The sequence below is a fragment of the Peteryoungia desertarenae genome (assembly GCF_005860795.2).
GTDB lineage: Bacteria > Pseudomonadota > Alphaproteobacteria > Rhizobiales > Rhizobiaceae > Allorhizobium > Allorhizobium desertarenae.
On record NZ_CP058350.1, the window covers coordinates 2,179,718 to 2,203,969 of the forward strand.

The window sequence follows — 24,252 nt, forward strand, 5'->3', positions numbered from 1 at the left end:
GAGCGGCGGGACGATCCCGCCACAAGGCGCGAGGAATATCGCCAGGTTCCGGCGGTTCTCAGAAACACAACTTGCATTTCGCTGACCTCCTTCTTTGGCTGGGCTTCGGACATGAAACCAATCACTGGCTTCGCAGTCAGAACCGAACCAGTGCTTCAAAGGTAGGTGCGCGCCCTGAATTCGTCAACGGAAAAGATGCGTTAGATAAAACATTTTTCTCTTGCTGCGATGCAAAAGACTGAATGCGGCAAAAAAGATCTGACAATCCAGTGATTGTCAGAAAATCTTCTTACTCTGGGCAAAATTATGCCGTGCTTGGCATGGGGCGGATGACAGCCTGTTCGCGGATCGGCCAATGCACCACTGCCGCGAAAATGCCAAGTGCCACACCTAACCACCAGACCTGGTCATAGGTTCCGAAGTGGTCGTAAAGATATCCACCCATCCACACGCCGAGGAACGAACCGATCTGGTGCGACAGGAAGACCAGTCCACCGAGCAGGCCGAGATGGCGTGTGCCGAACATGATCGCGACTAGCCCGTTGGTTGGTGGTACGGTCGAAAGCCAGAGCAGCCCCATGACGGCGGCAAAGACGATGACAGCGCCAGGCGTCTGCGGCAGAAGCAGAAACAGTGTCACCACGACGGAGCGACCAAGATAGATCAGCGCCAGGAAATAGGGCTTTGAATAGCGCTGACCGATGAAACCCGCGGCAAGCGAGCCGATAATGTTGAAAAAGCCGATCAGTGCCATCGCAATGACGGCATAGCGCGCTTCGATCCCGATATCGCCGAGATAGGCCGGGAAATGGGCGGTGATGAAAGCCACCTGAAAGCCACAGACAAAGAAGCCGGCTGTCAGCAGCAGATAGCTGCGATGGGCGAAGGCTTCCTTGAGCGCATCCGCGACCGTCTGTTCATACTGGGCATGGGATTGGCTGCCGGACGACGAGTTGCCGCGCAGCGGGATCGCAAAGATCGGGATGATCAGCATCAGCACGGACAGGTAGACAAGGCTATCTGACCAGCCGACCGCCGAAATGAGCCCCTGGCTGAGCGGCGCAAAGATGAACATGCCGGCGGAACCCGCTGCCGTGCCGATGCCAAAGGCCAGCGAACGCTGCTCTGGCGTTACGTTACGTGCAAAGGCGGAGAGGATGACGCTGAACGAGCCAGCCCCGATCGCCATACCAACGAGGACGCCACCGCCGATATGCAGCCAGATCGGTGCCGTGGCATTCGCCATCAGCAGCAGACCGGCTGCATAAAGCCCGCCCGAAGCGGCCAGAACCCGACCGGTGCCATATTTGTCTGCCAGCGCTCCGAAGAAAGGCTGGCTGAGCCCCCAGCAGAGGTTCTGGAACGCCATGGCAAGACCGAAGGTCTGCCGATCCCATCCCCGGTCTGCTAGCATCGGAAGCTGAAAGAAGCCCATCGCCGATCGTGGGCCGAAGGTCATCATCGCGATCAGCGAGCCGGCAATGATGATCAGCCACGGCATGGGGGAACGGGCAATCGCGGGCATGGCATATCTCCTTATGTGCCGGAAGATAGCCGCGGCTGCAAAACCTGCCAAATGCCAATTGGTGAACTGGTGATCAGTGGAATTGATGAATATTTGGAATACGGTCAGTGAGACGTTGTCCCGGCGGCGGCGGCGGCGCCGGGAGGCACGATGTCTTGGCGAAGCACAAATCTTTGCGGTTCAACGGAACAGCGACAGAATGTTCTGGGCGTTCGAATTTGCGATCGACAAAGCCTGGATCCCGAGCTGTTGCTGGGTCTGAAGGGCCTTCATTCGCGTCGCTTCTTCATTCATGTCGGCATCCACAAGCTGTCCTACCCCAACCTCAACGGCGGAACGAAGCTGGTTCAGGAATTCGTTCTGGATGTCGATGCGTGACTTGAGCGCGCCCAGCGTGGCGGTCACATCGGTCATGCGCAGCAGCATGGCATCGACGGTTTTGACCATGTCCTCGACCTCGGTTTCGGTTGTTGCCTGCGTGAGAATGATCTCCACGGTGCTTGGCGGATTGCTGGCTCCCTTGAGAATCACGAAGGCAGACCCCGCACCAACGGATGTCGCAAAGGCGTCACTGGTCAGAATGCCATATTGGCCAGCGCCCCCATTATCGATGAGATAGTTGATCCCGGTGACACCAACACCAGTCGTCACGTCATACTTCAGCGTATCGAGGCGGATCGCGCCTGCAGCATCGCGAACGAAGGAAGAGACAATCGTCTTGTCATCGGAATCGGCGGCTGTGTTCCATTCAAGCCAGTTCTGTCCGCTGAAGCTTGAGGAATCGACAATCGTCCGCAACTGCTCCTTCAGCTGGGTGAGTTCGGTGTTGATCTTTTCCTTGTCCACGCCGGGCTGGCGGGCCGCAACGAGCTTGGCCTTGAACTCATCGACGATTTCGACCGCAGCCGCCATGCCGGAATAGGCCGTGTCGACGGTTGCAGCGCCAAGCGCCAGGGCATCGCCGGCCGCGCCCATCGCCCGCTCATCCGAGCGCATCGTGGTTGCGATCGACCAGTAGGCAGCATTGTCGGCTGCTGAGCCAACACGGTAGCCGCTTGAAATTCTGATCTGGGATTGATCGAGAGCGCTGTTGATGGCGCGCAGAGAAGCAAGGGCCGCGATGGCGGCCCCATTCGTCATGATACTGCTCATTTCACCGAGGACATTCAGGAGGGATCTGCAACCGCGAAACAGGAAGAAGGCTTCCCGGCGCCGTTCATGGCGCGTCCATTCGCAGGTGTTTTTTTAGGTTCCCATGGTGAATGAATACTTAAATACTATGAGAAAAGAGGGGTAATAATCAGCAGGCTTGATTTGGTGTGTCGACGGTCACACGAGCTCCGCGCCCTTTTGCCGGGCAATGGTCAGCCGCGTGTCTTGAAGGTCCAGCCTTCCGGACGCTCCACCACCACCTTTACGGCATCTCCAAGGGAAATCGAACCTTCGCCGCGTGGCACGGCATTCCATCCAAAGAGCGGTCCGGGAACGCGGCTGTCGGCAGACATACGCAGGCGGCCCATGGCAGGCATCGGATTGGCGCCGTCGCGTGAACCGCTTTGTTGATCCTGCGTGGTCATGATGCAGCGCGGGCAGGGCTTGACCAGGTCAAAACGGATGCCGCCGATTTCAATGGCGCTCCAGCGATCCTCTGCCCAGGGCTCGTCACAGTCGAGCACGATATTCGGGCGAAATCGGTCCATCCCGACCGATCCTTCGGCATGGGCGGCCATATCCGCATTGAGCGCGGCGAGTGATCCCGTGGTCGTGACCAGCACCTGATAGCCATCGGCAAAGGCCACGGGGCTACCGCTTCCTGCCCATTCCGGATTAGCGGCACGGCTGGCGCTCCCGTCAAAGAAGACCAGCTTCACGTCCCGCCCGAACCAGTCCGACAAGACGGCATTGGTTTCCTCTTCCGCCAGGGCTGCGCTGACGATCGAACGCCAGATCGCCACGTCCATGCGCCGATCGGGGCGCGGCGGTGCGACAATGGTCTCTCTTTCGGAATCCTCGCCGCCATTCAGCACCAGCCGCAGCGATTGCGCCGAGGGATAGGCGTCAAGCCTGGCAAGCGCCGGCAACTCCCTTTGTGTGATGAAATGCCCATCGGGGGCCACCAGCATCATCCGACGATCTCCCAGGAGGCCCATCCCATTGAACTGTGCTGATTGCAGCGCAATGCCGCGAGCGCTTTTGAAGGGATAGATGTGGAGTTCCTGAACCTTCATCGCAGCCTCATATCTCGTCGTGAAAATCAGACAGGAAGCGATCAAGCCGTTCCTGCCGCGCATTGGCCAGCGCCTGTCCGGCCTTCGTCTTGAAGCCGGACGCAAGCATCAGAAGCTTTGCCGGAAAATGATCAATCGCATAGTCCCGGTCGTTGAGGTCCCGGTTCATTGCCTCGGGATCACCGGCATGATAGAGCGCCGAGCCCATACGTCCAGCCGTGTAGAAACATCGCGCTATGCCGATAGCGCCAATCGCGTCCAGCCGATCAGCATCCTGCAGTATTCGGGCCTCGATGCTCTCCGGCTCCAGATTGGCAGAGAAGCTGTGGGTCAGGATCGCATGCGCCACCTGCTCGATCCGCGAGGCCTTCCAGCCAAGGCCGCCGAGAACCCCCGCAGCCTTCTCGGCGGCAAGTCGCGAGGCTTGCTTGCGCAGCGGCGAGCTCTTTTCAACCGCCACGCAATCATGCAGCAGCACCGCTGCCGCAACAACCTCGCCGTCCCCACCTTCCTGGCCGTGAATACGCATCGCATTGCGGAAGACGCGGTGAATATGCGCAAGATCATGGGATCCGTCATCGCCTTCGCAGGCGTGTGGAAGAACAGATTTCGCCAAGGTTTCGTGCGGATGGAAGGCGTCTGCCGTCAGTGTCGTGACCATGCTGATTCCCGCTGTGTCTTCAGGCGTTTCTAGTGTCGAAGCGCCTGTGACACAATCACGGCTGATCGGCGCGTTTGCCGAGCACCTTCTGGTAAAACAGCCCGATGCCGATCAGAACCACGCCGAGCCCGATGAAGGAAAGGGCTCTCAAGACGCCTTCGAGATTGCTCATATCGATCAGGAAGGCCTTGGCGACCGAGATCAGCACAAGGGCTGCCGAGGCAATGCGCAGGCTGCGGGCATCGAGTTTTGATCCAAGCAGGAGCAGGCCGACGCCAACAGCAAGCCACGCCACCGAATAGCTGTAGGTTTCCGCCTGAAGGAAGCCCTGCCAGCTTGAGATGAATTCGCCTTGCCAGAAGCGACGGACACTGAGCGTGACCCAGGCAAAGCCCAGCATTGCTCCCGAAAGTGCAAGTGCCATGACATAGAGTTTTGGTCGCCGCTCTCTGGCGTAAAGTGCAAGCGCTGCATAGGCCAATCCCGGTAGCAGATAGGCAATGAGCAGCAGATTGACGAGCGGCCAGGGGCCTGTGCTCTCTCCGGTCAAATAGGGGTTGAGAACGAGGAGATGGAGGAACAGGATCTGGACCATCGACAATACACCAGCAACCATCGAGCCATAGCGGAACACCGGGCTTGGCGATCTGAGGTCGAGTGTCATCAGCACGCCTGACAGGCCCATGACCAGAAGTGTATAGATCGACTGCTCGCCGAGCGTCGGTTCGGATGAATCGAGAACGCCGCCATTCATGGCGTGGCGAACAAGGATGGCGACGGCAAGCAGTGCGAGCAGACTGGCAAGCCCCTGCAGAGCGTGCAGCACCCGGACACTCGGCCAGCGGCGCATCTCGAATGCGGCGCCTATGGCGAGCAGCGCGGGCAGGCCATAACCCACCAACAGTGCATTGAATACAGGCGTTTTGCCGAGATTGTCAGCGCCAACCAATGTCGGGTCCCAGGCAATTCGGCCCATGACCCCAAGAAGAGCCGCGACCATCATCCAGGGCAGCGCACTCCACGGCCGAAGTCGCCTTGCGGCGAGATAGCCAGCGCCGATCAGCGCGAGCCCGACCGTTGTGGCCAGGCCATCGGTCAGGCAATGGAGCGCAAATGCCAGATTGGCGAAGCTGCCGGCAACCATCAGGTCGCGGCCTGTCGCAAGCGCATCTGTTCCCGGGCGTCGGAATGAAGTTTCCGCACCGGCAAGCAGCAAGGTCGCAAAGACAAGCCCCGTGAATGCATGTAGCCAGTCAAGCGCGTAGACGCCGTGGACTACAAAGCTGACCGTGGCGAGAAACACCGGAACGGCGGCAATCACGGCACTCCATACCGCAGCAAAGGCCGGATCTTTTTCCCCTCTGCGCTGGATGAAGGCGAGGCCGAGAACCATGAAAACAGCTGCAAGGCCGATGAGAACAAAGCGATCGATCTCCCCTGTTGCCGGGATTGGTGCCGGAACACCCGACGACGAAAGCAGGCTGTCCACACCAAGATCGAGATAGAGACCGGCATGCGCAACAGCGGCCAGCATCGCGCCAAGGGCCGCGATACATGTTGGCCAGAAGGCGCCATGACGAGCGGCGCCTGCCGCAGCCACGGCCGCAAGAAGGGCAGCCACGATAAAGAACGAATAGGATGTTCCATCCGCACCCTGCGTCAGAAGGGTGAGTGCTGGTAGAAGGACGGAAAGTCCCATGGTAATGTCGAGGCCGGGACTGCCTTTGACTGTCAGGCCTTCAAGCGCCCGCAAGGAGACACCATCTCCGCCCTCTGTCGCGGTTTCGGATACCGTTGCGGGCCAGATCATCAGCCAGCTGGCAATCATGGCTATGAGCGCCAAGGCCGCAGGCGTTGCATCGTCCACATCGGCCAGACCGAAGTAACCCAACGCCCAAAGACCGAGGCCGGCCTGAGCAAGGGCCGGTACAATGGTCCAGCCTCTGATCCGCGAGGCCAGCGCAGTCGCGACCAGGGACAGCGTCAGGAAACCGAACAGTGTCCAGGGGCTTGGTGCAGTGCTTGACACCAGCATGGGCGTGATCATGGAGCCGGCAAGGCCCAGCCCCGCCAGCGCCTGACCATGCAGGAGCGACAGCCCGATTGTCCCGATGGCAATGAGGGCGAGGAGCAGGAAAGCGGGAGTCGCGCCAATGAATTCGTAAATGCCGTGGGCGGCAAAGATTGCGCCAAACAGCGAAACGGTTCCTGCTGCCGTGAGGATGCCCGGCACCATGGCATTGTCGTAGAGCGCGGTCGCCTTCGGAAGTGCCTTGCGCCGGATCAGTTCGCCGGCGCCCATCAGAACGAGACCGAAGAGCGCTGCGAGCGACAGGCGCACGCCTGGGCCAAGCATCCCGCTTTCGATGGAATAGCGGACAAGGAAGAGCCCGCCAAGCGCCAGCGCCAGTCCACCGGCCCAGACGGCCCAACGGGCTCCGAGCTTGCTTTCGAGGCTTTCGCTGGCAACGCTGGCTGGCGATAGTGCCGCCATCGCCGGCTCAGTTGCAGCTGCGGGTTCGCCTTTGATTTCCGGGGTCTGGTCAAGGGATGTTTCAGTCACGTCGCCCGTCACGGCAGCAGCCTTGGTGGGACTTTCGTCTGGGACAATGGCCCGCGATTCCGCCGGCAGCTCGATCGCAGCCTGTTCCTCTGCCGGCGCCGTCTTGGCTTCGGCAAGGGAACCGGTCACCCGTTGACGCGCCAGTTCTTCCGACAGCGTCGCAACCTCGCGCTCCAGCTTGTCGACGCGCTTCCCCATGCCGCGAACGACAAAGATCAGGATGACCGTCAGGATAAGAATGAGGGTAACCATGATTGGCTCCATAAGCGTTCGTCCGCCGGGAAGATGCTGGCGGCACACTAGCCTGTTTGGGAGGGAGCGAAAGAGGCCATTGTCACGGCGCATCACGGAACTGTCATAAACGACCTTGCATTCTGCAGCCAAAGTTTCTACATCCATGGCACCGGCGATTGCCGGTTTTCTTAGGCTCTTATTATGCTCAGTTTGAGCATAAATGGAAAGGACGCCGCGATGGATAGCAATCTGGCACTGCGGACCCAGGCACAGGGATCAATGATGACGGCGGCTGAGCGCTTTGGCGTCTGGGAGCGTCCCGATCTCACCTTCACACCGCAGATCGCTGAGGAAACGGCGCATCTCTACGAGCGTGTCCGGGATTTCATTCCGGCCATCGAATGGCCGATTTTTGCGCCCTATGTCCATGCGATCAACCGCATCAAGAAGGAACGCGGCGCCGTCATCCTGGCGCATAACTACCAGACGCCGGAGATCTTCCACTGCGTCGCCGACATCAAGGGCGATTCCCTGCAGCTCGCTCGCGATGCCGTCAGCGTTGATGCTGATATCATCATCCAGTGCGGTGTGCATTTCATGGCCGAGACGTCCAAGCTTCTCAATCCTGACAAGACGGTCCTGATCCCCGACAGCCGCGCCGGATGCTCCCTGTCTGAATCGATCACCGGTGCCGATGTGAGGCTCCTGAAGGAGCGCTATCCCGGCGTGCCGGTCGTGACCTATGTGAACACTTCTGCCGATGTGAAGGCCGAGACCGATATCTGCTGCACCTCGTCCAATGCGGTTGATGTGGTTAACAGCTTCGACAGCGATACGGTGCTCTGCATCCCGGATGAATATCTGGCGATGAACGTCGCCAACCAGACGACGAAGAAGATTCTGACTTGGAAGGGTCACTGCGAAGTGCATGAGCGCTTCACGGCGGAAGAGCTTCTTGAATACAAGAAGGCCGATCCGCGCATCGAGATCGTCGCCCATCCCGAATGCCATCCGAGCGTGCTGGCGGTATCCGACTATGCAGGCTCGACCAAGGGCATGATCGACTACGTCAAGACCAAGCGTCCATCCCGCGTGCTTCTCGTTACCGAATGCTCGATGGCATCGAACATCCAGGCCGAAGTCCGCGACGTCGATTTCGTCAAGCCCTGCAATCTCTGTCCGCATATGAAGCGTATCACCCTGCCGAAGATCCTCGACAGTCTGCTCTTCATGACGGACGAAGTCACCGTCGATCCCGCCATTGCCGACCGGGCAAGGCTGGCCGTCGAGCGGATGATCAATCTGAAAAACTGACATACCGGCCGGCCGGGGAGGGCTGAATGGCGACCAATCTTGAATCCATCCGGCCCCAATCCTGGCAGGGCATTGATGACATCGTGATCGTCGGGGGCGGCCTGGCGGGGCTCTTTTGCGCGCTGAAGCTAGCGCCGCGTCCCGTCACGGTTCTTGCGGCGGCTCCCATCGGGCAGGGCGCTTCTTCCGCTTGGGCGCAAGGCGGTGTTGCCGCCGCCATGAGCAAGGGCGACAGCTTCGACAAGCATCTTGCCGACACCATGGCTGCCGGTGCCGGTATTGTGGATGCGAAGATCGCCCGGCTGATGATTTCGGAGGGTCCCGACCGCATCCACGACCTGCTGGCCTATGGCGTGCCATTCGACCGCGATCTGGAGGGCCATCTCATGCTTTCGCGTGAGGCGGCCCATTCCGAGCGGCGGATTGTTCGCGTCGCTGGCGACCGGGCCGGCGGTGCGATCATGGAGGCGTTGATCACGGCGGTCAGGAACACGCCGTCAATCCGCGTCATGGAAGGTTATGTCGTCGAGGAACTGGTGGTCGAAGGCCGCTTCGTCTCCGGCGTCATTGCGAGGCCTGATGCCGGCCAGTCCAAGGCCCGCGTCGCCTTTCCAGCCCGCTCGGTCATCCTCTGCTCCGGCGGCGTCGGCCATCTCTATCAGGTCACGACCAATCCGCCCGAAGCACGTGGCACAGGCGTCGGCATGGCGGCACGGGCCGGTGCCGTTATTGCCGATCCGGAATTCGTCCAGTTTCACCCGACAGCCATCGACATCGGCAGCGATCCCGCACCGCTTGCAACGGAAGCCCTGCGCGGCGAGGGCGCGATCCTCGTCAACAAGGCCGGGCATCGCTTCATGACGGATCTGCATCCCGATGCCGAGCTGGCGCCCCGCGATATCGTCGCCCGCGGCGTCTTTGCGGAAGTGACATCGGGGCGTGGTGCCTTCCTGGACTGCACAAGGGCCGTTGGCGCCCATTTCCCAGGCCGCTTCCCGACGGTTCACGCCTCTTGCATCGCGGCTGGGATTGATCCGGCAACCCAGCCGATCCCTGTTGTCCCGGCAGTGCATTATCATATGGGCGGCGTGCTGGTGGATGCCGACGGACGCACATCTGTCGACGGCCTCTGGGCGGCGGGCGAAGTCACTTCGACCGGTGTTCATGGCGCAAACCGACTGGCTTCGAATTCGCTGCTGGAAGCCGTTGTCTTTGCCGGACGGATCGCTGATCACATCAAGGGCATGCTGCCGGAATCGCGCCTGTACGAATGGCCAAAGACGGCAGGTGAAAACGACGATCTTGTCACGCTCGAAGACAGTCCGCAGCTCAAGCGTCTGCGCAATCTGATGTCCACCCATTCAGGGGTCATCCGCAGTGCGGATGGTCTGAAGGCGTTGATCCGCAGCATTGTCGAGCTGGAGCGCAACAACAGCCGTGTCCGCTTTGCCAACATGACGGCAACGGCAAAGCTGATCGCCACGGCGGCGCTGACGCGCTGCGAAAGCCGGGGCGCTCACTACCGGACGGATCATCTCGAGACAGATCCGGCCTTGGTAAAACGCACCTATATGACGCTCGCCGACGCAGACCGGATTGCAGCCGAAATTGCCGGATAAGGAAAGAACAATGACCACAGCCTTTCGTCCGCAACTGCCGCCCCTCCTGATGGAAGACCTTGTGCGCGCGGCCCTCAATGAGGACCTTGGTCGTGCCGGCGATGTTACCTCGGCTGCCACGATCGCACCGCATCTGCAGGCCACAGCGCTGATGAACAGCCGCGATGAAGGCGTGATTGCCGGTCTCGGTCTGGCAGAGACAGCCTTTCGCCTGCTCGACCCATCCATCCGCTTCAAAACACTCGTTGCCGATGGCGACAGGCTAGGCCCCGGTCAGTCGCTGGCCCGGATCGAGGGCCCGGCGCGTGCCGTTCTGTCGGCTGAGCGCGTGGCGCTGAACTTTCTCATGCACCTTTCCGGCGTGGCAAGCTACACGGCCCGCTTTGCCGGTGAAATCGCCCATACCGGCGCGCGGGTCACCTGCACACGCAAGACGCTGCCGGGCCTGAGAGCCGTCGAGAAATATGCCGTGCGCCTCGGCGGAGGCTCCAGTCATCGCTATGGCCTGGATGACGCAATCCTGATCAAGGACAATCATATTGCCGTCTGCGGCGGCGTCGCAAAGGCAATTGCCGCAGCCCGTGCCTATGCCGGTCACCTGGTCAAGGTCGAAGTCGAAGTGGATACGCTGGACCAGTTTCGCCAAGCTCTGGATGCGAGCCCCGATGTCGTTCTGCTCGACAACATGACGCCGGACATGCTGCGTGAGGCTGTTGTTATCAACCGCAAGCATCACGGGCTTTCCGCTGATGACTATGCAAAAGTCAGTGGTCGGATCGTCCTGGAGGCCTCCGGGAATGTCAACCTGACAACCATTCGCGCGATCGCCGAAACCGGCATCGATTTCATCTCCACTTCGAAGATCACGATGGCCGCCCCGACACTCGATATCGGTCTCGATATCACGATTGATTGATCGTCATCGCTTTGAGCCGGCACGAGCCGCCCTTCAATCGCGGACCGTGCTCTACACCGCCATATCTGGTGCCATGTCGGCATTATGTCGGCTTAAGCACCACTTATTGCGGGTGATTAATGGTTTTTGACCAAAGTCAGCGAATCTCATACGCCCTTATATGTTCCTTCATGCATGTTGCAAGCGCGAAGGTGCGGAACGGTCCGGATTTCCGTAGGGGGTTAGTATGACGACTATCTCAACGACCATGATTGGTCAGATCAATCTTCTGAGCCCGACAAACCGTGTGGATGCAAAGACCGGCGTCGCCCCGGCGACAACGCCGACGACGCCGAACGCCGATGTCACTCAGCGCTCGACCGCGCCAACTGTTGTAACCGAAAATGCGGCGCGAGGAGTCTCGTCCCAGGTGACGGGCAACATCATGGCCTTGATGCTGCAGCAGGCCGATCAGGTTTCACTGTCTGCGGGTCCCGTGGCCTCCGGTGCATCAATTCTGAGCGTTGCCGATGCAACCGACGGCAGCGAAGATACCGTCAGCATTCTCGATGTTCTCGATGAAATGCAGGCGATCATCGCCCGCTACGCGCCTCAGGGCGATGAGACTGGTATCGACGGAGACCTGCCAAAGGAAAGTTGAGCACGCTCTCTTTCCTCACTCTGCTGATATCCGTGCCGCTGCTTCATTGGCCGCTACGCTGATCATGGCCTGCCCGTGATATGTCACCTGCGGGAATGGAATGGAGATGCCGTTCTCGTCGAAGGCCTTCTTCACGCTCTTGATCATTTCTCGTGATGTCGGCCAGAAATCTGCGGCCTTCGTCCAATACCACATGTTGACGACGACGGCGCTGTCCGCGAGCTCGCTCACAAAGGTGAACACTTCCGGCGTATCCAGCACACGCGGATCGTTGGCGGCATGTTCGCGCATGATGCGCTCGGCAAGATCCACGTCGTCGTCGTAACCGATCCCGATCTTGAGTTCGAAACGGCGCGTCGGTTCACGGCTGAAATTGGTTATCGGCACATTCCAGAGCGTTGAATTCGGCGCCAGACGATAAAGGCCGTCCGGTGTTTTCAGCTCGGTCGCAAACAGACCGATTTCCTGCACGATCCCGGTAATCGATCCGGTTTCGATATACTCGCCAACCCTGAAAGGTCTCAGCACCAGCAGCATGATCCCGGCGGCGATGTTCTGCAGTGTTCCCTGCAACGCAAGACCGATGGCGAGACCGGCAGCACCAAGGGCTGCAATGATCGAAGCGGTCTGCACGCCGAATTGGGCGAGCACCGTAACAAACACCATCAGCAGGGAAGCGTAACGCACGACATTGGCAAAGAAACGCGACAGCGTCTCGTCAAAGCCGCGAATGCGCAAGAGCGCGCGGTGCGTCCAGCGGCTCAGAAGGGCGGATAGCCACCACCCCACCACGAGCAGCAGCAGTGCACCGACGATTGAAAACGCGTATTCAACCGCTAATGCACTCGCCTGCGCCAGCGCCGCCTGTGTCGCGACAATCACTTCATTCGCCTGCTCTTCCATGCCGGGTTCTGTTCCTTTTCGCTGTTGCTGCTGAAGTTGTAGATGGTGCCTGACAGGGGCAGGTCAACCTTTGTTATCGTCCGCCCAGCTTCAGGCCCGGTGCCGGTCGCTCTTCGAGAATTTGCCGGCGGAAACGGAAAAGGGCGGCGGGACGCCCTCCTGTGGCAGCCTTGGTAACGCCTGTCGGCTCGACCAGTTCCGCGCCTTCGACCAGCCGTCGAAAGTTTTGTTTGTGCAGGTGGCGACCGGCAATTGCCTCCACCGTCATCTGCAATTCCGTGAGCGTGAATTGCGGAGGCATCAGTTCGAAGACGACCGGTCGATATTTGATCTTGCTGCGTAGCCTCGCCAGCGCAGTGGCGGCAATCCGCCGGTGGTCATGACGCATGGCAATGCCGAGGGAGCTATCGGTCTGGCGCCGGGCCAGACGACCGTCAAGAACCGCCTCCTCGACAAGGCCGGCCTCATAAAGCAGTTCGTAGCGGTCGAGCACCCGTTCGTCGTCAAACGGGAAGTCTTCCAGTCCGAATGCGAGCTTCAGCCGTGACTTGCGCGAAACCTGACGCTGATCGCCATCGCTAGAATCATTGCCCTCTGCCCAACTGGCAAGCGCTGGCAGAATCACGCGGTCGAGAAGGGCAGGGCGACCGTCGCGAAAGTCTTCCCAGGGAAGGAAGCCGTACCAGTCCCGCCATTTCGCCCCCGAGGCTTCCAATCGCTGTGTCTGTTCGTCTTCCATGCGGGTGAGCGCCAGATAGCCGACAGAGACCACATGCGGCCCACGATCACCTGGCTGCTTGTGCCGCCCCCGGTCGCCGAAGGTGTAAAGCTGCTCGATGTAGCCAAGATCGAGCGCCGTCTGCGCCTCAACCGTATCCCGGAGCGACATTTCCATGGTGCGGTGTCGCGTCGGGTCGAAGGGGCCAAAGGGCAGACCTTCGAGACGGTTTCCGTTTTCCTGAACCACCAACAGCCTTGGTGTGTGTCCGGCCATGGCGACGATAGCCGCATTGAGACCGATCTCGATCTCAGGGCTGGCCGTCATGCGCTAAGCTCCGGCTGTGCGTCAACGGAGACGGGAGGGAGAGGCAAGACGAAAGGCGCATCGCCATTGGCGTCCTTACCACGCCCGATCGCCTTGACGGCGGCGGTAAAGCGGCCTTTGCGTTCGAGGAATTCATCGGCGATTTCGACAAGCCGCATATTCGGCGTCGCATAAGGCGAGGCTAGGCGCAGCCGTTGCGCAAGAGCCTCATCGTCATCCTCGGGAAAAAGGGCAAGGCTTGCAATCATCGCCGCAGCCGGGGATCGGGAGACACCCATCCAGCAATGCACGATCAGCGGTGCCGAACGATCCCAGGCGCGCGCAAAATCGACGATGGCCCGCACATGCATCTCCTGCGGGGCAATCAGGTCACCGGTTCCTGCAAAGGTGATGTCATTGACGCCGAGCTTGAGGTGGCGTTCTGCAGCAATCACCGCCGGTCGATGAAAGTCCTGATTGACCGCCAGCAGGCTGATCATCTCGCGCGCCTTGTGGCGAACGGCCAGTTCCGCAATGCGGGCAAGTGGTGCAACGACGATATGGGTCATGAATCTCCCCATATGGTCGATGCCCGTTCGGCTTCGATCGCTTCGAAGCGCTGCAGAAAGAGGTTTTGTGCCTGATAGGCAGGAACCGGCTCGATCGGGATCATCTCGCGCGTTATACCGCGCGGCTGACCGAAGAACTTGCGCGCCTCCGCCTCCGTGAAACCGGCAAGGACGGTCGCTTCGAAATAGGCCGATATCTTGTCAGCCTTCTTGATCTGATCCTTCAGGGCAGCACTCGGGTGTGCGGGCAATCCGTATCGCAGATGCACCGCTGCCTCCAGTCGTGCCTCGACCTGCTTGTAACCACCGCCAACAACGGCCTTGAAGGGGGAAATCATGTCCCCGATGACATATTCCGGCGCATCATGCAAAAGCGCCATCAGCCATTCGTCGGGGCCGGCTTTCGGGTTGCAATGGCGAAAGATTGTCTCGACGACAAGACTGTGCTGAGCCACCGAAAAGGCATGGTCACCGGACGTCTGGCCGTTCCAGCGGGCAACGCGCGCAAGACCGTGGGCGATATCGCTGATCTCGACATCAAGGGGTGAGGGGTCAAGCAGGTCAAGTCTGCGCCCGGACAGCATGCGCTGCCATGCGCGTGCACCGTTTGCAGGAGCCTCGGCCACGGTATCAGGCCTCGTCCGATCGGGTGGGAAAGTTGAGGCCCGACCAGCGCGGCAGGGTGGCGGAAACCGGAATACCTCCGGCAAGAACATCCTTGCCCTCGGCCAGTGCCTCGCCGATCTTGTCGATCCGCGCAATCGCAAGTCCGCGCTGCCCGACCACGGTCCCCAATGTCCCAACGGGTTTGCCGTCAACCGTCAGATTGCTGCCCGGAACCGGAAGCGGCTGATCCCCGCTCAAAAGCACCAGCCGTCTCCGGGCCGTACCCCGGTGCTGCATGCGCGAGACGACCTCCTGTCCGACATAGCAGCCCTTGCGGAAAGAAACGCCGTCCGCCTTGTCGTAGAGCACATCATGGGGAAACACATCTTCGAGCGCGAAATCAGAACCTGAATCCGGCACGCCGACGAGAACACGAAGGGCATCATAGGCAGCCAGCGGACCGGCTACGCCAACTTGCCCGGGAATGCGCACCAGATCGACGCCCGCAACGGCAAATCGATGGTCGCGAAGTCCCTGCGGCAACTCCGTTTCACCCCAGAAGACGGTGGTACCTGAGGTGGCTGATGCCTTGATTTCGACGGCGGCACGCAACTTGTACATGGTCAGCCTGCGGATCAGTCCGTCGCGTTGATCTTCGTGCGTCTCCAGATGAAAGCCGTCGACAGACCGCGATATCAGGAACTCGAACAGGATTTTCCCTTGGGGGGTCAAAAGCGCACCCGGCCGGGCCTCGCCATCGGCAAGAGCCCCAACATCGGTGGTGATCAGGTTCTGCAGGAAATGCTCTGCGTCTTGGCCGCGGATTTCGATCACGGCACGGTCGGAAAGAAAGGCTGAGGGCATGACAGGTCCACTATCGGTTTGACCTGCCAAGAGTTATCCCGTTTCAACCTCTCCCGGCAAGTGATCCCTTCTGCCGCTGCACAGGTGACGGTGGAAACCGCCAGGTTCAGTCTCCGGCAACAATGAACTTCCACTGGCCGTCCGGCGCAATCCCGGTGCGGAAAAAGTTGTAGGTGCCATATTCCTGCATTCCCGCCACGTCGCCGGCGGTGACAATCCGCAGGAGTTCCACAGTCTCCTTCGGTGACAAGAGGGTAAGAGGCTTTTCGGCGAAATAGGGCCAGACATAGGCCTCGTCCGGTGTACCTACACCCGTATGGACGAAGCCTGTCGACAGAATATCCATCAGGATCGCGAGCACCTCGACGCCCTGATCGTCGCCGGAAAGAGCCCGCAATGCATCGACGGGATCGGTGTCGGCATCCGAAGGCTGGATGCGCGTCTCGTTCGGACCCGCGTTCAGCAGGGGTCGCAGCTTCGAGAAGTCTCCCGTCGCCGCGGCATCAAGTATCAGTTGCCGCATGCGCCGGACAGGTTCGGGCAACGTCTCGAGATCATAAATGACCTCAGGCAACTCAGCCAGGGAACCGTTACTTCCCGGCACATCAGCGTCATCCCTGTTAATCAGCGGGTCGGGTGAGGGGATGACCTCGAACGGGCCCGGCTGAGCAAGAGCATCCGGGTTTTCCGCAGGAATACCTGTGTTGTCGTCATCCTCGGCGGCTGTCGGAGAAGCCTGAAGGATCTGGATATCTGAAAGAGCAAAAGCCGGCGCTATATGCAGCGGAGTGGCTACGATAACCAAGGCCATAGCCAGCATTCCTTGAATGCAGGCCAACCCCAGGGATGATCGGTCTTGCATTGCCGAACCTCGGTCAGTCCTTATTGCATCGTCCGGTCTGGAGAAAACTCACCGGCAAGCAGACGATCCTTCAATGCTTCCAGGACTTGTTCCGCCCCGTGCTCGCCGTGAATACGGATCGTCTCGCGCATGGCCAGAGCAAAGGCAGCATCCGCGATGATCTCAGGCTCAATACCATCGGCAACGCCATCGGCCCAGGCTTCGTTCTGATATTCAAGCGCAGCCTGCATTTTTTCATGCACGATCATGTCGTCGATTTCGTTGCGGCGCGGTTCCATGGACTATCCTCGAAGCACTTCTTACTCAGGTCTTAACAACCCTATCAGTCTTTTGCCAAAACGACACGGGCAGCGACCAAAAGAGGTGAATTATTCGTTAATTTCCATAACGTGCGGTAATTTCTGTAGCAAGTGTTGCGCCTTCGTTACGGTAACGTGACTCTGCACGGACAGCAGCCGCCGTGCATCGTGTATAGACCGACGCGAAAGAGCGATACCCTCTGTTATAGGCTGAAACCAGCCGCGCCTTGCGGCTGGGCTCGTTTGCGGCCTCGGCATCGATCAGCGCCTGCATGGCCTCGCGCCATCCCGGTTCTGCCTCCTTGCTGCAAAGGTTGCGCAGATACTGAACCGCCCCCAGGATCTCCGAAAGGCGCGCCAGACGACTGTCATAGGGCGTCGATTTTTCCGTAGAAACGCCCGGAGCTTCGGTCGAAACTGAGGGCGCCGGGGTCTGGCCATAAACAGGCCACACGACAGCAAGGCAAACGACGAGCGCAGCTCCCATGGCAATTGGCGACTTGCGCGGACCTCGATTGCTTCTCATCTCTCAAACCTTCATCCGCGCAAGCTCTTCAGCCAGACGCAACACACAGGTGCGGACGCTGTCCGGCGTCGGCAACTGCTCTATTTCTGCCGGTGAATACCATCCTGCATCAGCTGCATCGCTTCTTGCTTCCGCCTGCTGATCCGCATCGACCTCTACACGAAAGACACTGAGCTTGAAGTGGCTGCCGATGATCCCTTTCTCCGGCAAGAGCTCGAATTCCTCAAAGAGCTGCGGATTGCGCCCCACCAGGCCCGTTTCTTCCTGAAGTTCGCGCAGGGCGGTTTCCGCAGGCGTTTCCCCCGGTTCGGCTCGCCCTCCCGGAAACGCGAAGAGATCGGTTGCGGGAGGCTTGGTCCGCCTGACAAGCAGGAAGCGTCCGGCTCGCTCGACTATGGCGGAAGAGGCTAGATGCGGCTCTGACATGTAGAAGCAAGACTCCGGGCCTGGATTTCGACGAAGCACCAAGCATGGCGAGACTATTGCCAGAATTATGTCGCACTGCAAGGATTTCGCACCCTTGACCCTTTGCGTGGCCGGTGCCAAGTCTCTCGCATGTGCGGACGTTTTGCCCTGACAGCAAGCCCGGAAGAAGTGCGTGAGATCCTTGGCCTCCTGGAGCTTGAGGACTTTCCCGCACGCTACAATATCGCGCCGACCCAGCCTATTCTTGTGGCCATCGCTGCTGCGAGCCATGAGCCCGGTAGCAACCGGCCCGACCGCAAGGCCCAGCTTGTGCGGTGGGGCCTTATTCCGTCCTGGGTCAAGGACCCGAAAGACTTCGCCTTGCTGATCAATGCACGGTCGGAAACGGCAACCGAAAAGGCCTCTTTCCGCGCAGCCATGCGCCACCGGCGCATCCTCATCCCTGCATCGGGCTTCTACGAATGGCATCGACCTGCCAAGGAAAGCGGTGACAAGCCACAAGCCTATTGGATCAGGCCCAAACATGGCGGCATCGTCGCCTTCGCCGGGCTGATGGAGACCTATATGTCCGCCGACGGTTCGGAAATCGATACCGGCGCCGTCTTAACCGTGGCCGCGAATCAGACCATGGCGCCGATCCATGACCGGATGCCGGTCGTCATCCAACCGGAAGACTTCGCCCGCTGGCTGGACTGCCGCAATCTGGAACCCCGCGACGTGCAGGACCTGATGCGACCGGCTGACGAGGATGTGTTCGAAGCGATCGCTGTATCGGATCTGGTGAATAAGGTCGCCAATGTCGGGCCGGAGCTCCAGACGCCGGTTGCCCCGCGCGAAGAATTGAAAAAGCCCGCCCCGAAGAAGCCGGACAGCGGGCAGATGAGTTTGTTTTGAGCGATCGCTGAAAGGCTGGACCGTAGCTTAGCCTTTAGAAATCACTTCCATAGTTCGCGCCTGGCTGTCCCCGACGATACCGTGATCGCGTCCCAGCTCTTCAGGCGCATGTCCTGGCTCAGGCGATCTTTGCAGCCGGCTTGCGCTTCAGCATGAGCGCCGCTGCGATCACGGCCTTGAGGCCGATCGGGCGGTAATGGTTGTCGAGATTAGGCTGCGCCGGCTTCTGTTCAGCCTGTTGGTTGCTCGTCATCGTCATGTTCCTTGGAGTTTCCTGACCTGATTTGTTTTTGAGCTCTCTCTGCGGAGATCATGACAAAAACGTGGCGGAGCTCTCAGTTCAAATCAAGATTCAAGAAAGCTGATACAGTCCGCGAGCAGGGTAATGCTTCAGTATCTGTCAGACGCCCCGGTCGATCTCGCTCATGCCACGTTCTGCAGCCTCTTCGCCGATCGTCAGCGTCCCGTAACGGCGGTGCCAGGAGCGTGCGCCGAAGGGCAGGGAGACAAGATAGGCAAGGACTGTCAGGACCAGAACTTCCCAGGTGAAGCTCATCAGCAGCGCGACATAGAGAACGACACCGAGAATCAGCGGCAGCACGAGATCGCGCCGCACATGGCTGGTTTCCGATTTGCCGGACCAGACGGGCAGGCGGCTGACGAGCAGGCAGGCGATGATGATGGTGTAGACGGTCGATCCGATGGCGAAGATGCCGAGCGGCGCGACGCCAAGAAAGCCGAGATAGACGGGCAGCAGCACCAGAAGTGCCCCCGCCGGTGCGGGTACTCCAACGAAGAACTCCGACTGCCAGGGCGCCCGTGTCGCACGTTCGGAAATGACATTGAAGCGTGCCAGCCGCAGCCCGGCTGCAATCGCATAGATCAGCGCCGCAGCCCAGCCGAAGGAGCCCGCCTGGTCCAGCACAAAGACATAAAGAACGAGTGCCGGGGCAACACCGAAATTGATGATGTCGGCAAGCGAATCCATTTGTGCGCCGAATTTGGATGTCGCCTTCATCATCCGGGCCACCCGTCCATCAATCCCGTCGAGAAACGCTGCCAGGAGCACCATGCCAACGGCCAGCTCGTATCGGTTCTCGAAAGCAAGACGGATGCCGGTGAGGCCCGCGCAGATCGCCAGCACGGTGATGAGGTTGGGGATGATCAGGCGCAGCGGAATCTCCCGCAGACGGGGTCCACGGGCACCATCATGCGACGGGCTGGTGTTTTCCATCGGTGTCTGCGGGTCCGACATGGGCTTCGTTCCTTAGCTGCGGCGGCTGACGACCGGACCCTTGAGGGATCCGAATTCGGCAATCACGGTTTCGCCGGCAATGGCTGTCTGCCCGACCGAGACACGCGGCTCGGCACCGGCTGGCAAAAACACATCCAGACGGGAGCCGAAGCGGATAAGACCGAAACGTTCACCGGCATCAAGCGGCTCGTTCGGATGTGTCCAGCAGATGATCCGGCGCGCGACGAGGCCCGCGATCTGCACGACGCCGACATTGCCATGGCGTGTCTCGATGACAAGCCCGTTGCGCTCATTGTCCGTGCTGGCCTTGTCAAGCTCGGCATTGAGGAAGCTGCCTTCCTTGTAGGCGATGTTGACCACACGTCCCCGAACAGGCGCGCGGTTCACATGGCAGTTGAACACGTTCATGAAGACCGTGACGCGAAGCATCGGTTCGGTGCCAAGGTTGAGCTCTTCCGGTGGCACGATCATCTGTACGGAGGAGACACGACCGTCAGCCGGACTGATCACGAGGTCGTCGTCCTGCGGGGTGACGCGCTCGGGATCACGGAAGAAATAGGCGCACCACAGGGTGAGCACCAGGCCCATCCAGAAAAGCGGGTCCCAGATCCAGCCCAGGATCAGGGAGGCGATGAAGAACGCAGCGACGAAGGGATAGCCTTCCTTGTGCACGGGCACGATCGTCTTGCGGATGGTTTCAAGCAAATCCATGGGAGTCCTCATCACGTCATTCAAGTGTGCCCGTGACTAACCTGAAAGCGCGTGGCGGGCAATGGCAAGAGGCGTGAGCCGGGCTTTTGAGACGTGGCAGTCACCAATCGCGACGATTTGGTTAACAGTTGATGGCTATTTCGTGTCTACCTTCTGTAAATAATTACCCGCTAAAATTGGCGTGCCGGGCAGGATCCGGCGTTGGTGCATCTCGCCGCACCGGGTTTCGACGGAACAGAGTATTGCATACCGCACGCGCCCAGGGACATGTCAGATCAGAGCCCGAGACAGCATCGTTACTCAGCTGGCTCGCGCTCGACAACACAGCTGTTCCGCAAGCCCTTGAGCCACTTTGCCCCTTGGTGATCCGTCACTTGAAGGAGGTGAGGCCCTCCACCATCTGCTTCCTGCCGCTGTCGCCGCAAACCACGGAATTGATCTTGACGACGATGCGGGGTCAGGTGGGTGACGGCGTCTATCTGGTTATCGTCTCCAAGGCGCCGCTCCCGGCCACCACCGTGAACCGGCTGTTTGCATTCGGTGCGGATGATTACTGGTGCGACGAACAGCCGGACGATCTTCTGCTCTGCCTTGCGCGTGCTGGTCGCAGCATGAAGCGCTTGCGAAATGTGATTGAGGAGCGCCAAAGCCCGTCTGGAGATATGGAATTCCTCAAACGCGGTCTTGATCATTTGCCCGCGCCGATCAGCCTCAAGGATCAGGCCGGGCGATATGCTTATTGTAACAAAGCCTTCCAGACGTTGATGAACCTGTCTCTTGATGAAATCATCGGACGGAAAGTCTGTGAGCTTCTGCCTCCGGACGTCGCACGGCGATATGCCGAGCTCGACGCCCTTCTTCTCGATGACGGGATGGGGCAGTGCTTTGAGACGGAGTTATGTGTCGTAGATGATGCGCCAAAACATCTCCTGCTGCACAAGGTGCGTGTCGAAGATGATGCAGGCGAGGCCCTTGGCATTGCGAGTGTTCTCATCGACATCACCGATCGAAAGCAGCTGGAAAGTCGTCTCGTCAGGGCTGCGGAGCGCGATCCTCTCACCAATGCCTACAATCGTCGCAAGTTCTTTGCGCTGGTGCAGGAGGTTGTGGTGGAGGCCATCGTCACCGCTGAACCGCTGGCCGTCGCCATTGTCGACATCGATCACTTCAAATCGATCAATGACGAATACGGGCATTCGGAGGGCGACCGCATCCTCTGTGAAATCGTGGCCATCCTGGAGAAGGAGGCCAATGACCTCATTGAGGTTGCCCGTGCGGGCGGTGAAGAGTTCTTCCTCTTCTTTCGGGGGCAGGCCGCAATTGATGCCGCCGCAATTCTTGAGCGGATGCGAACGCAGATCGCCCGTTATTGCCGTATGTCGACGTCAAGCGGATCGGCCGGGACGATCAGCGCCGGATATTCCGCGTTCGATCCGGCCAGCCATACGATCGACCAGGCCTTGAGGCGCGCCGATGCCGCACTTTATCTGGCCAAGGATGGTGGGCGAAACAGGGTCTGTTCCGCCACCTGAAATGGCTTTGCCCCGGTTCACGATGCCGGCGGACGGCGAACGATGACGCCCAGTTCGTCGCTTTCGCGGACCTGCCGCAGGTGTTCTTCCGCCTGGATTGCCTCCCACTGGCGATTCCACATCGACGCATAGAGGCCGTTCTGGTCCAGCAAGGCCGCATGGCTGCCCCGCTCGGCAATCTCGCCGCCCTTGAGCACGATGATCTCATCCGCATTGACGACAGTGGACAGCCGGTGGGCGATCACAAGGGTGGTGCGGTTCTTCGAGACGACATCGAGGGCCGCCTGAATTTCCTGTTCCGTTGTCGTGTCGAGCGCCGAGGTGGCTTCATCAAGGATCAGGATCGGCGGAGCCTTGAGTACGGTTCGAGCAATGGCGACGCGCTGCTTTTCGCCACCCGACAGTTTCAACCCGCGCTCGCCGACCATGGTATTGAATCCGGCAGGCAGCGCTTCGATAAAGCTGCGGATCTGGGCGACATCCGTTGCCTGTTCGATATCCGCATTGCTTGCATCCGGTCGGCCATAGCGGATGTTGTAGGCAATCGTGTCATTGAACAGAACCGTATCCTGCGGGACCATGCCGATTGCGGCCCTCAGCGATTTTTGCGTCACATCACGGACATCCTGGCCGTCGATGGTGATCGAGCCCTGCTGGACATCATAGAAACGATAAAGCAGCCGCGAGATCGTCGATTTGCCGGCCCCCGAAGGCCCGACGACTGCCACGGTCTTGCCGGCTGGCACTGTAAACGAAATGCCCTTCAGGATTGGCCGATCCGGATCATAATGGAAGTGCACATCCTTGAATTCGATGGCGCCCTGCGCGATGGCAAGCGGCTTGGCGTCGGGCCGGTCAAGCACCTCCGCCTCGACTTCGAGAAGATTGAACATGTCTTCGATATCCGTCAGGCCCTGGCGGATTTCGCGGTAGACGAAACCGATGAAGTTCAGCGGGATCGAGAGCTGCATGAGCATGGCATTGACGAAGACGAAATCCCCTATCGTCTGATCGCCTCGCTGAACGGCCAGCGCCGACATTACCATGACGATGGCCGTGCCAACGCCGAAAATCACGCCTTGACCGAAGTTCAGCCAGCCAAGCGAGGTCCAGACCTGTGTCGCTGACTTTTCATAGCGCGCCATGGAGGCATCGAAGCGCTTGGCCTCCATCTCTTCATTGCCGAAATACTTGACGGTTTCGAAGTTCAGGAGCGAGTCGATCGCCTTGGTATTGGCGTCCGTATCGCTTTCATTCATCGAGCGGCGAATGGTGATGCGCCAGTCGGAGGCGCGGATCGTGAACCAGATATAGGCCCAGACAGTGAACGCCGTCACGGCCAGGTAAGAAAAGCCATAGGTCCACCAGAAGATCGCAGCCGTGAGCACGAACTCGATCAGTGTCGGGACGGAATTGAGGATGGTGAAGCGGACAATCGTTTCAATGCCCTTGGTCCCGCGTTCGATGATGCGTGACAGTCCGCCGGTCTTGCGCTCCAGATGGAAACGAAGCGACAGGCGATGCATGTGAACGAAGGTCTTGTAGGCAAGCTGCCGAACCGCATGCTGGCCGACACTGGCGAAGAGCGCATCACGCAATTGGTTGAGACCAACCTGTGCGATCCGCGTGACATTGTAGAAAATCACCAGCACGACTGCGCCCAGCATGAAGCTGGGAAGAAGCCCTGGCACATCGAGTTTGCCATTCAGCGCGTCGGTTGCCCACTTGAAGAAATAGGGCACCAGGATCAGGACGAATTTGGAAATCAGGAGGAAGATACTGGCCCAGACCACTCGCATCTTCAGATCGAAACGATCTGACGGCCACATATAGGGCCACAGATTGGCGAGCGTCCCGAGAGGATTGCTGGTGTCAGCCGCTACCGTTCTCGTCTTTTCGGTTGTCATCGGTAGAGCCCCCGTGAATGCAGATCGGGTTGATGCCGGTCAGGTCTTGCGAAGCCCGACGCGAAAGACGGCATCCCGCATAAAAAGATGATGACCAGAAGCATATCCGACGCCCCCGCATCGGTTACCTTCATGGTGTGACGGAAATGAAAGGGCGACAACCCGAACAGGTCG

General features: G+C 59.6%; 24 protein-coding genes. 6 read left to right on the forward strand and 18 right to left on the reverse strand.

Annotated elements, in window-relative coordinates:
- Positions 1-304 precede the first annotated feature (304 nt).
- The 5 genes from FE840_RS10595 to FE840_RS10615 all read right to left on the reverse strand — a co-directional run bounded on the left by FE840_RS10595 (position 305) and on the right by FE840_RS10615 (position 7,229).
- A complete protein-coding gene (locus FE840_RS10595) occupies positions 305-1,525 on the reverse strand; it encodes an MFS transporter (protein ID WP_138288107.1) in 1,221 nt (406 codons plus the stop codon).
- Positions 1,526-1,705: 180 nt separating this feature from the next.
- Positions 1,706-2,677 (reverse strand): flagellin N-terminal helical domain-containing protein, encoded by a 972-nt coding sequence (locus FE840_RS10600; RefSeq protein WP_138288106.1) that lies wholly within the window; start codon positions 2,675-2,677, stop codon positions 1,706-1,708.
- Positions 2,678-2,889: 212 nt separating this feature from the next.
- Positions 2,890-3,753, reverse strand: coding sequence for an MOSC domain-containing protein (locus FE840_RS10605; protein WP_138288104.1), 864 nt, complete (start codon positions 3,751-3,753; stop codon positions 2,890-2,892).
- Between the two features lie 7 nt (positions 3,754-3,760).
- Positions 3,761-4,414 carry an HD domain-containing protein gene (locus tag FE840_RS10610; RefSeq protein WP_138288103.1) on the reverse strand — a complete coding sequence of 218 codons (654 nt, stop codon included), beginning with the start codon at positions 4,412-4,414 and terminating at the stop codon, positions 3,761-3,763.
- 55 nt (positions 4,415-4,469) lie between these two features.
- A complete protein-coding gene (locus FE840_RS10615) occupies positions 4,470-7,229 on the reverse strand; it encodes a DUF2339 domain-containing protein (RefSeq protein ID WP_138288101.1) in 2,760 nt (919 codons plus the stop codon).
- A gap of 219 nt (positions 7,230-7,448) precedes the next feature.
- On the opposite strand from FE840_RS10615, the gene nadA reads away from it, so the two are divergent.
- From nadA to FE840_RS10635, 4 genes are all read left to right on the forward strand, one after another.
- A complete protein-coding gene (gene nadA / locus FE840_RS10620; RefSeq protein ID WP_138288099.1) occupies positions 7,449-8,525 on the forward strand; it encodes a quinolinate synthase NadA in 1,077 nt (358 codons plus the stop codon).
- A 26-nt stretch (positions 8,526-8,551) separates the two neighbouring features.
- Complete coding sequence (locus tag FE840_RS10625; protein ID WP_138288097.1) at positions 8,552-10,144, forward strand: L-aspartate oxidase; 1,593 nt, start codon at positions 8,552-8,554, stop codon at positions 10,142-10,144.
- A 10-nt stretch (positions 10,145-10,154) separates the two neighbouring features.
- Positions 10,155-11,060: a carboxylating nicotinate-nucleotide diphosphorylase gene (gene nadC, locus FE840_RS10630; protein WP_138288095.1), complete on the forward strand. Its 906-nt coding sequence runs from the start codon at positions 10,155-10,157 to the stop codon at positions 11,058-11,060.
- Positions 11,061-11,286: 226 nt separating this feature from the next.
- Positions 11,287-11,700, forward strand: coding sequence for a hypothetical protein (locus FE840_RS10635; RefSeq protein ID WP_138288093.1), 414 nt, complete (start codon positions 11,287-11,289; stop codon positions 11,698-11,700).
- Positions 11,701-11,715: 15 nt separating this feature from the next.
- Here the strand turns inward: FE840_RS10635 and FE840_RS10640 are convergent, their stop codons facing one another.
- The 9 genes from FE840_RS10640 to FE840_RS10680 all read right to left on the reverse strand — a co-directional run bounded on the left by FE840_RS10640 (position 11,716) and on the right by FE840_RS10680 (position 17,779).
- The gene (locus FE840_RS10640; protein ID WP_138288091.1) at positions 11,716-12,603 is read right to left on the reverse strand and encodes a mechanosensitive ion channel family protein; all 888 of its coding nucleotides are present in this window, start codon (positions 12,601-12,603) and stop codon (positions 11,716-11,718) included.
- Between the two features lie 73 nt (positions 12,604-12,676).
- Positions 12,677-13,648 (reverse strand): NUDIX hydrolase, encoded by a 972-nt coding sequence (locus FE840_RS10645; RefSeq protein ID WP_138288089.1) that lies wholly within the window; start codon positions 13,646-13,648, stop codon positions 12,677-12,679.
- A complete protein-coding gene (locus tag FE840_RS10650; protein ID WP_138288088.1) occupies positions 13,645-14,196 on the reverse strand; it encodes a tyrosine phosphatase family protein in 552 nt (183 codons plus the stop codon). The genes FE840_RS10645 and FE840_RS10650 overlap by 4 nt, the downstream gene beginning before the upstream one ends.
- Entirely contained in the window at positions 14,193-14,780 is a 588-nt protein-coding gene (locus FE840_RS10655; protein WP_138288388.1) for a YfbR-like 5'-deoxynucleotidase, read from the reverse strand. Before FE840_RS10655 ends, FE840_RS10650 begins: the two co-directional genes overlap by 4 nt.
- Positions 14,781-14,826: 46 nt before the next feature.
- Positions 14,827-15,666, reverse strand: coding sequence for a CAF17-like 4Fe-4S cluster assembly/insertion protein YgfZ (gene ygfZ / locus FE840_RS10660; RefSeq protein ID WP_138288086.1), 840 nt, complete (start codon positions 15,664-15,666; stop codon positions 14,827-14,829).
- 106 nt (positions 15,667-15,772) lie between these two features.
- Positions 15,773-16,477: a hypothetical protein gene (locus FE840_RS10665; RefSeq protein ID WP_246318751.1), complete on the reverse strand. Its 705-nt coding sequence runs from the start codon at positions 16,475-16,477 to the stop codon at positions 15,773-15,775.
- A 71-nt stretch (positions 16,478-16,548) separates the two neighbouring features.
- Positions 16,549-16,806: a hypothetical protein gene (locus FE840_RS10670; protein ID WP_138288085.1), complete on the reverse strand. Its 258-nt coding sequence runs from the start codon at positions 16,804-16,806 to the stop codon at positions 16,549-16,551.
- A gap of 97 nt (positions 16,807-16,903) precedes the next feature.
- Complete coding sequence (locus tag FE840_RS10675) at positions 16,904-17,314, reverse strand: TIGR02301 family protein (RefSeq protein ID WP_138288386.1); 411 nt, start codon at positions 17,312-17,314, stop codon at positions 16,904-16,906.
- 42 nt (positions 17,315-17,356) lie between these two features.
- Complete coding sequence (locus FE840_RS10680) at positions 17,357-17,779, reverse strand: NUDIX hydrolase (protein WP_138288083.1); 423 nt, start codon at positions 17,777-17,779, stop codon at positions 17,357-17,359.
- Positions 17,780-17,908: 129 nt separating this feature from the next.
- Here FE840_RS10680 and FE840_RS10685 point away from each other — a divergent pair, with 129 nt between their 5' ends.
- Complete coding sequence (locus FE840_RS10685; protein ID WP_138288081.1) at positions 17,909-18,673, forward strand: SOS response-associated peptidase; 765 nt, start codon at positions 17,909-17,911, stop codon at positions 18,671-18,673.
- Between the two features lie 118 nt (positions 18,674-18,791).
- On the opposite strand, the gene FE840_RS21055 is transcribed toward FE840_RS10685, so the two are convergent.
- The 3 genes from FE840_RS21055 to FE840_RS10695 all read right to left on the reverse strand — a co-directional run bounded on the left by FE840_RS21055 (position 18,792) and on the right by FE840_RS10695 (position 20,639).
- Entirely contained in the window at positions 18,792-18,926 is a 135-nt protein-coding gene (locus tag FE840_RS21055) for a hypothetical protein (protein WP_281366485.1), read from the reverse strand.
- Positions 18,927-19,073: 147 nt separating this feature from the next.
- Complete coding sequence (locus FE840_RS10690) at positions 19,074-19,928, reverse strand: CDP-alcohol phosphatidyltransferase family protein (RefSeq protein WP_138288080.1); 855 nt, start codon at positions 19,926-19,928, stop codon at positions 19,074-19,076.
- A gap of 12 nt (positions 19,929-19,940) precedes the next feature.
- Positions 19,941-20,639, reverse strand: coding sequence for a phosphatidylserine decarboxylase (locus FE840_RS10695; RefSeq protein ID WP_138288078.1), 699 nt, complete (start codon positions 20,637-20,639; stop codon positions 19,941-19,943).
- Positions 20,640-20,881: 242 nt separating this feature from the next.
- Here FE840_RS10695 and FE840_RS10700 point away from each other — a divergent pair, with 242 nt between their 5' ends.
- Positions 20,882-22,171: a sensor domain-containing diguanylate cyclase gene (locus FE840_RS10700; protein WP_171033737.1), complete on the forward strand. Its 1,290-nt coding sequence runs from the start codon at positions 20,882-20,884 to the stop codon at positions 22,169-22,171.
- A 17-nt stretch (positions 22,172-22,188) separates the two neighbouring features.
- On the opposite strand, the gene FE840_RS10705 is transcribed toward FE840_RS10700, so the two are convergent.
- The gene (locus tag FE840_RS10705) at positions 22,189-24,078 is read right to left on the reverse strand and encodes an ABCB family ABC transporter ATP-binding protein/permease (protein ID WP_138288076.1); all 1,890 of its coding nucleotides are present in this window, start codon (positions 24,076-24,078) and stop codon (positions 22,189-22,191) included.
- Positions 24,079-24,252 lie beyond the last annotated feature (174 nt).

Excerpts from the sequence above, each read along its gene's own strand:
- FE840_RS10595 (WP_138288107.1), bottom strand. The coding sequence starts at position 1,525 with ATGCCCGCGATTGCCCGTTCCCCCATGCCGTGGCTGATCATCATTGCC.
- FE840_RS10600 (WP_138288106.1), bottom strand. The coding sequence starts at position 2,677 with ATGAGCAGTATCATGACGAATGGGGCCGCCATCGCGGCCCTTGCTTCT.
- FE840_RS10605 (WP_138288104.1), bottom strand. The coding sequence starts at position 3,753 with ATGAAGGTTCAGGAACTCCACATCTATCCCTTCAAAAGCGCTCGCGGC.
- FE840_RS10610 (WP_138288103.1), bottom strand. The coding sequence starts at position 4,414 with ATGGTCACGACACTGACGGCAGACGCCTTCCATCCGCACGAAACCTTG.
- FE840_RS10615 (WP_138288101.1), bottom strand. The coding sequence starts at position 7,229 with ATGGTTACCCTCATTCTTATCCTGACGGTCATCCTGATCTTTGTCGTT.
- nadA (WP_138288099.1), top strand. The coding sequence starts at position 7,449 with ATGGATAGCAATCTGGCACTGCGGACCCAGGCACAGGGATCAATGATG.
- FE840_RS10625 (WP_138288097.1), top strand. The coding sequence starts at position 8,552 with ATGGCGACCAATCTTGAATCCATCCGGCCCCAATCCTGGCAGGGCATT.
- nadC (WP_138288095.1), top strand. The coding sequence starts at position 10,155 with ATGACCACAGCCTTTCGTCCGCAACTGCCGCCCCTCCTGATGGAAGAC.
- FE840_RS10635 (WP_138288093.1), top strand. The coding sequence starts at position 11,287 with ATGACGACTATCTCAACGACCATGATTGGTCAGATCAATCTTCTGAGC.
- FE840_RS10640 (WP_138288091.1), bottom strand. The coding sequence starts at position 12,603 with ATGGAAGAGCAGGCGAATGAAGTGATTGTCGCGACACAGGCGGCGCTG.
- FE840_RS10645 (WP_138288089.1), bottom strand. The coding sequence starts at position 13,648 with ATGACGGCCAGCCCTGAGATCGAGATCGGTCTCAATGCGGCTATCGTC.
- FE840_RS10650 (WP_138288088.1), bottom strand. The coding sequence starts at position 14,196 with ATGACCCATATCGTCGTTGCACCACTTGCCCGCATTGCGGAACTGGCC.
- FE840_RS10655 (WP_138288388.1), bottom strand. The coding sequence starts at position 14,780 with ATGCTGTCCGGGCGCAGACTTGACCTGCTTGACCCCTCACCCCTTGAT.
- ygfZ (WP_138288086.1), bottom strand. The coding sequence starts at position 15,666 with ATGCCCTCAGCCTTTCTTTCCGACCGTGCCGTGATCGAAATCCGCGGC.
- FE840_RS10665 (WP_246318751.1), bottom strand. The coding sequence starts at position 16,477 with ATGGCCTTGGTTATCGTAGCCACTCCGCTGCATATAGCGCCGGCTTTT.
- FE840_RS10670 (WP_138288085.1), bottom strand. The coding sequence starts at position 16,806 with ATGGAACCGCGCCGCAACGAAATCGACGACATGATCGTGCATGAAAAA.
- FE840_RS10675 (WP_138288386.1), bottom strand. The coding sequence starts at position 17,314 with ATGGGAGCTGCGCTCGTCGTTTGCCTTGCTGTCGTGTGGCCTGTTTAT.
- FE840_RS10680 (WP_138288083.1), bottom strand. The coding sequence starts at position 17,779 with ATGTCAGAGCCGCATCTAGCCTCTTCCGCCATAGTCGAGCGAGCCGGA.
- FE840_RS10685 (WP_138288081.1), top strand. The coding sequence starts at position 17,909 with ATGTGCGGACGTTTTGCCCTGACAGCAAGCCCGGAAGAAGTGCGTGAG.
- FE840_RS21055 (WP_281366485.1), bottom strand. The coding sequence starts at position 18,926 with ATGACGAGCAACCAACAGGCTGAACAGAAGCCGGCGCAGCCTAATCTC.
- FE840_RS10690 (WP_138288080.1), bottom strand. The coding sequence starts at position 19,928 with ATGTCGGACCCGCAGACACCGATGGAAAACACCAGCCCGTCGCATGAT.
- FE840_RS10695 (WP_138288078.1), bottom strand. The coding sequence starts at position 20,639 with ATGGATTTGCTTGAAACCATCCGCAAGACGATCGTGCCCGTGCACAAG.
- FE840_RS10705 (WP_138288076.1), bottom strand. The coding sequence starts at position 24,078 with ATGACAACCGAAAAGACGAGAACGGTAGCGGCTGACACCAGCAATCCT.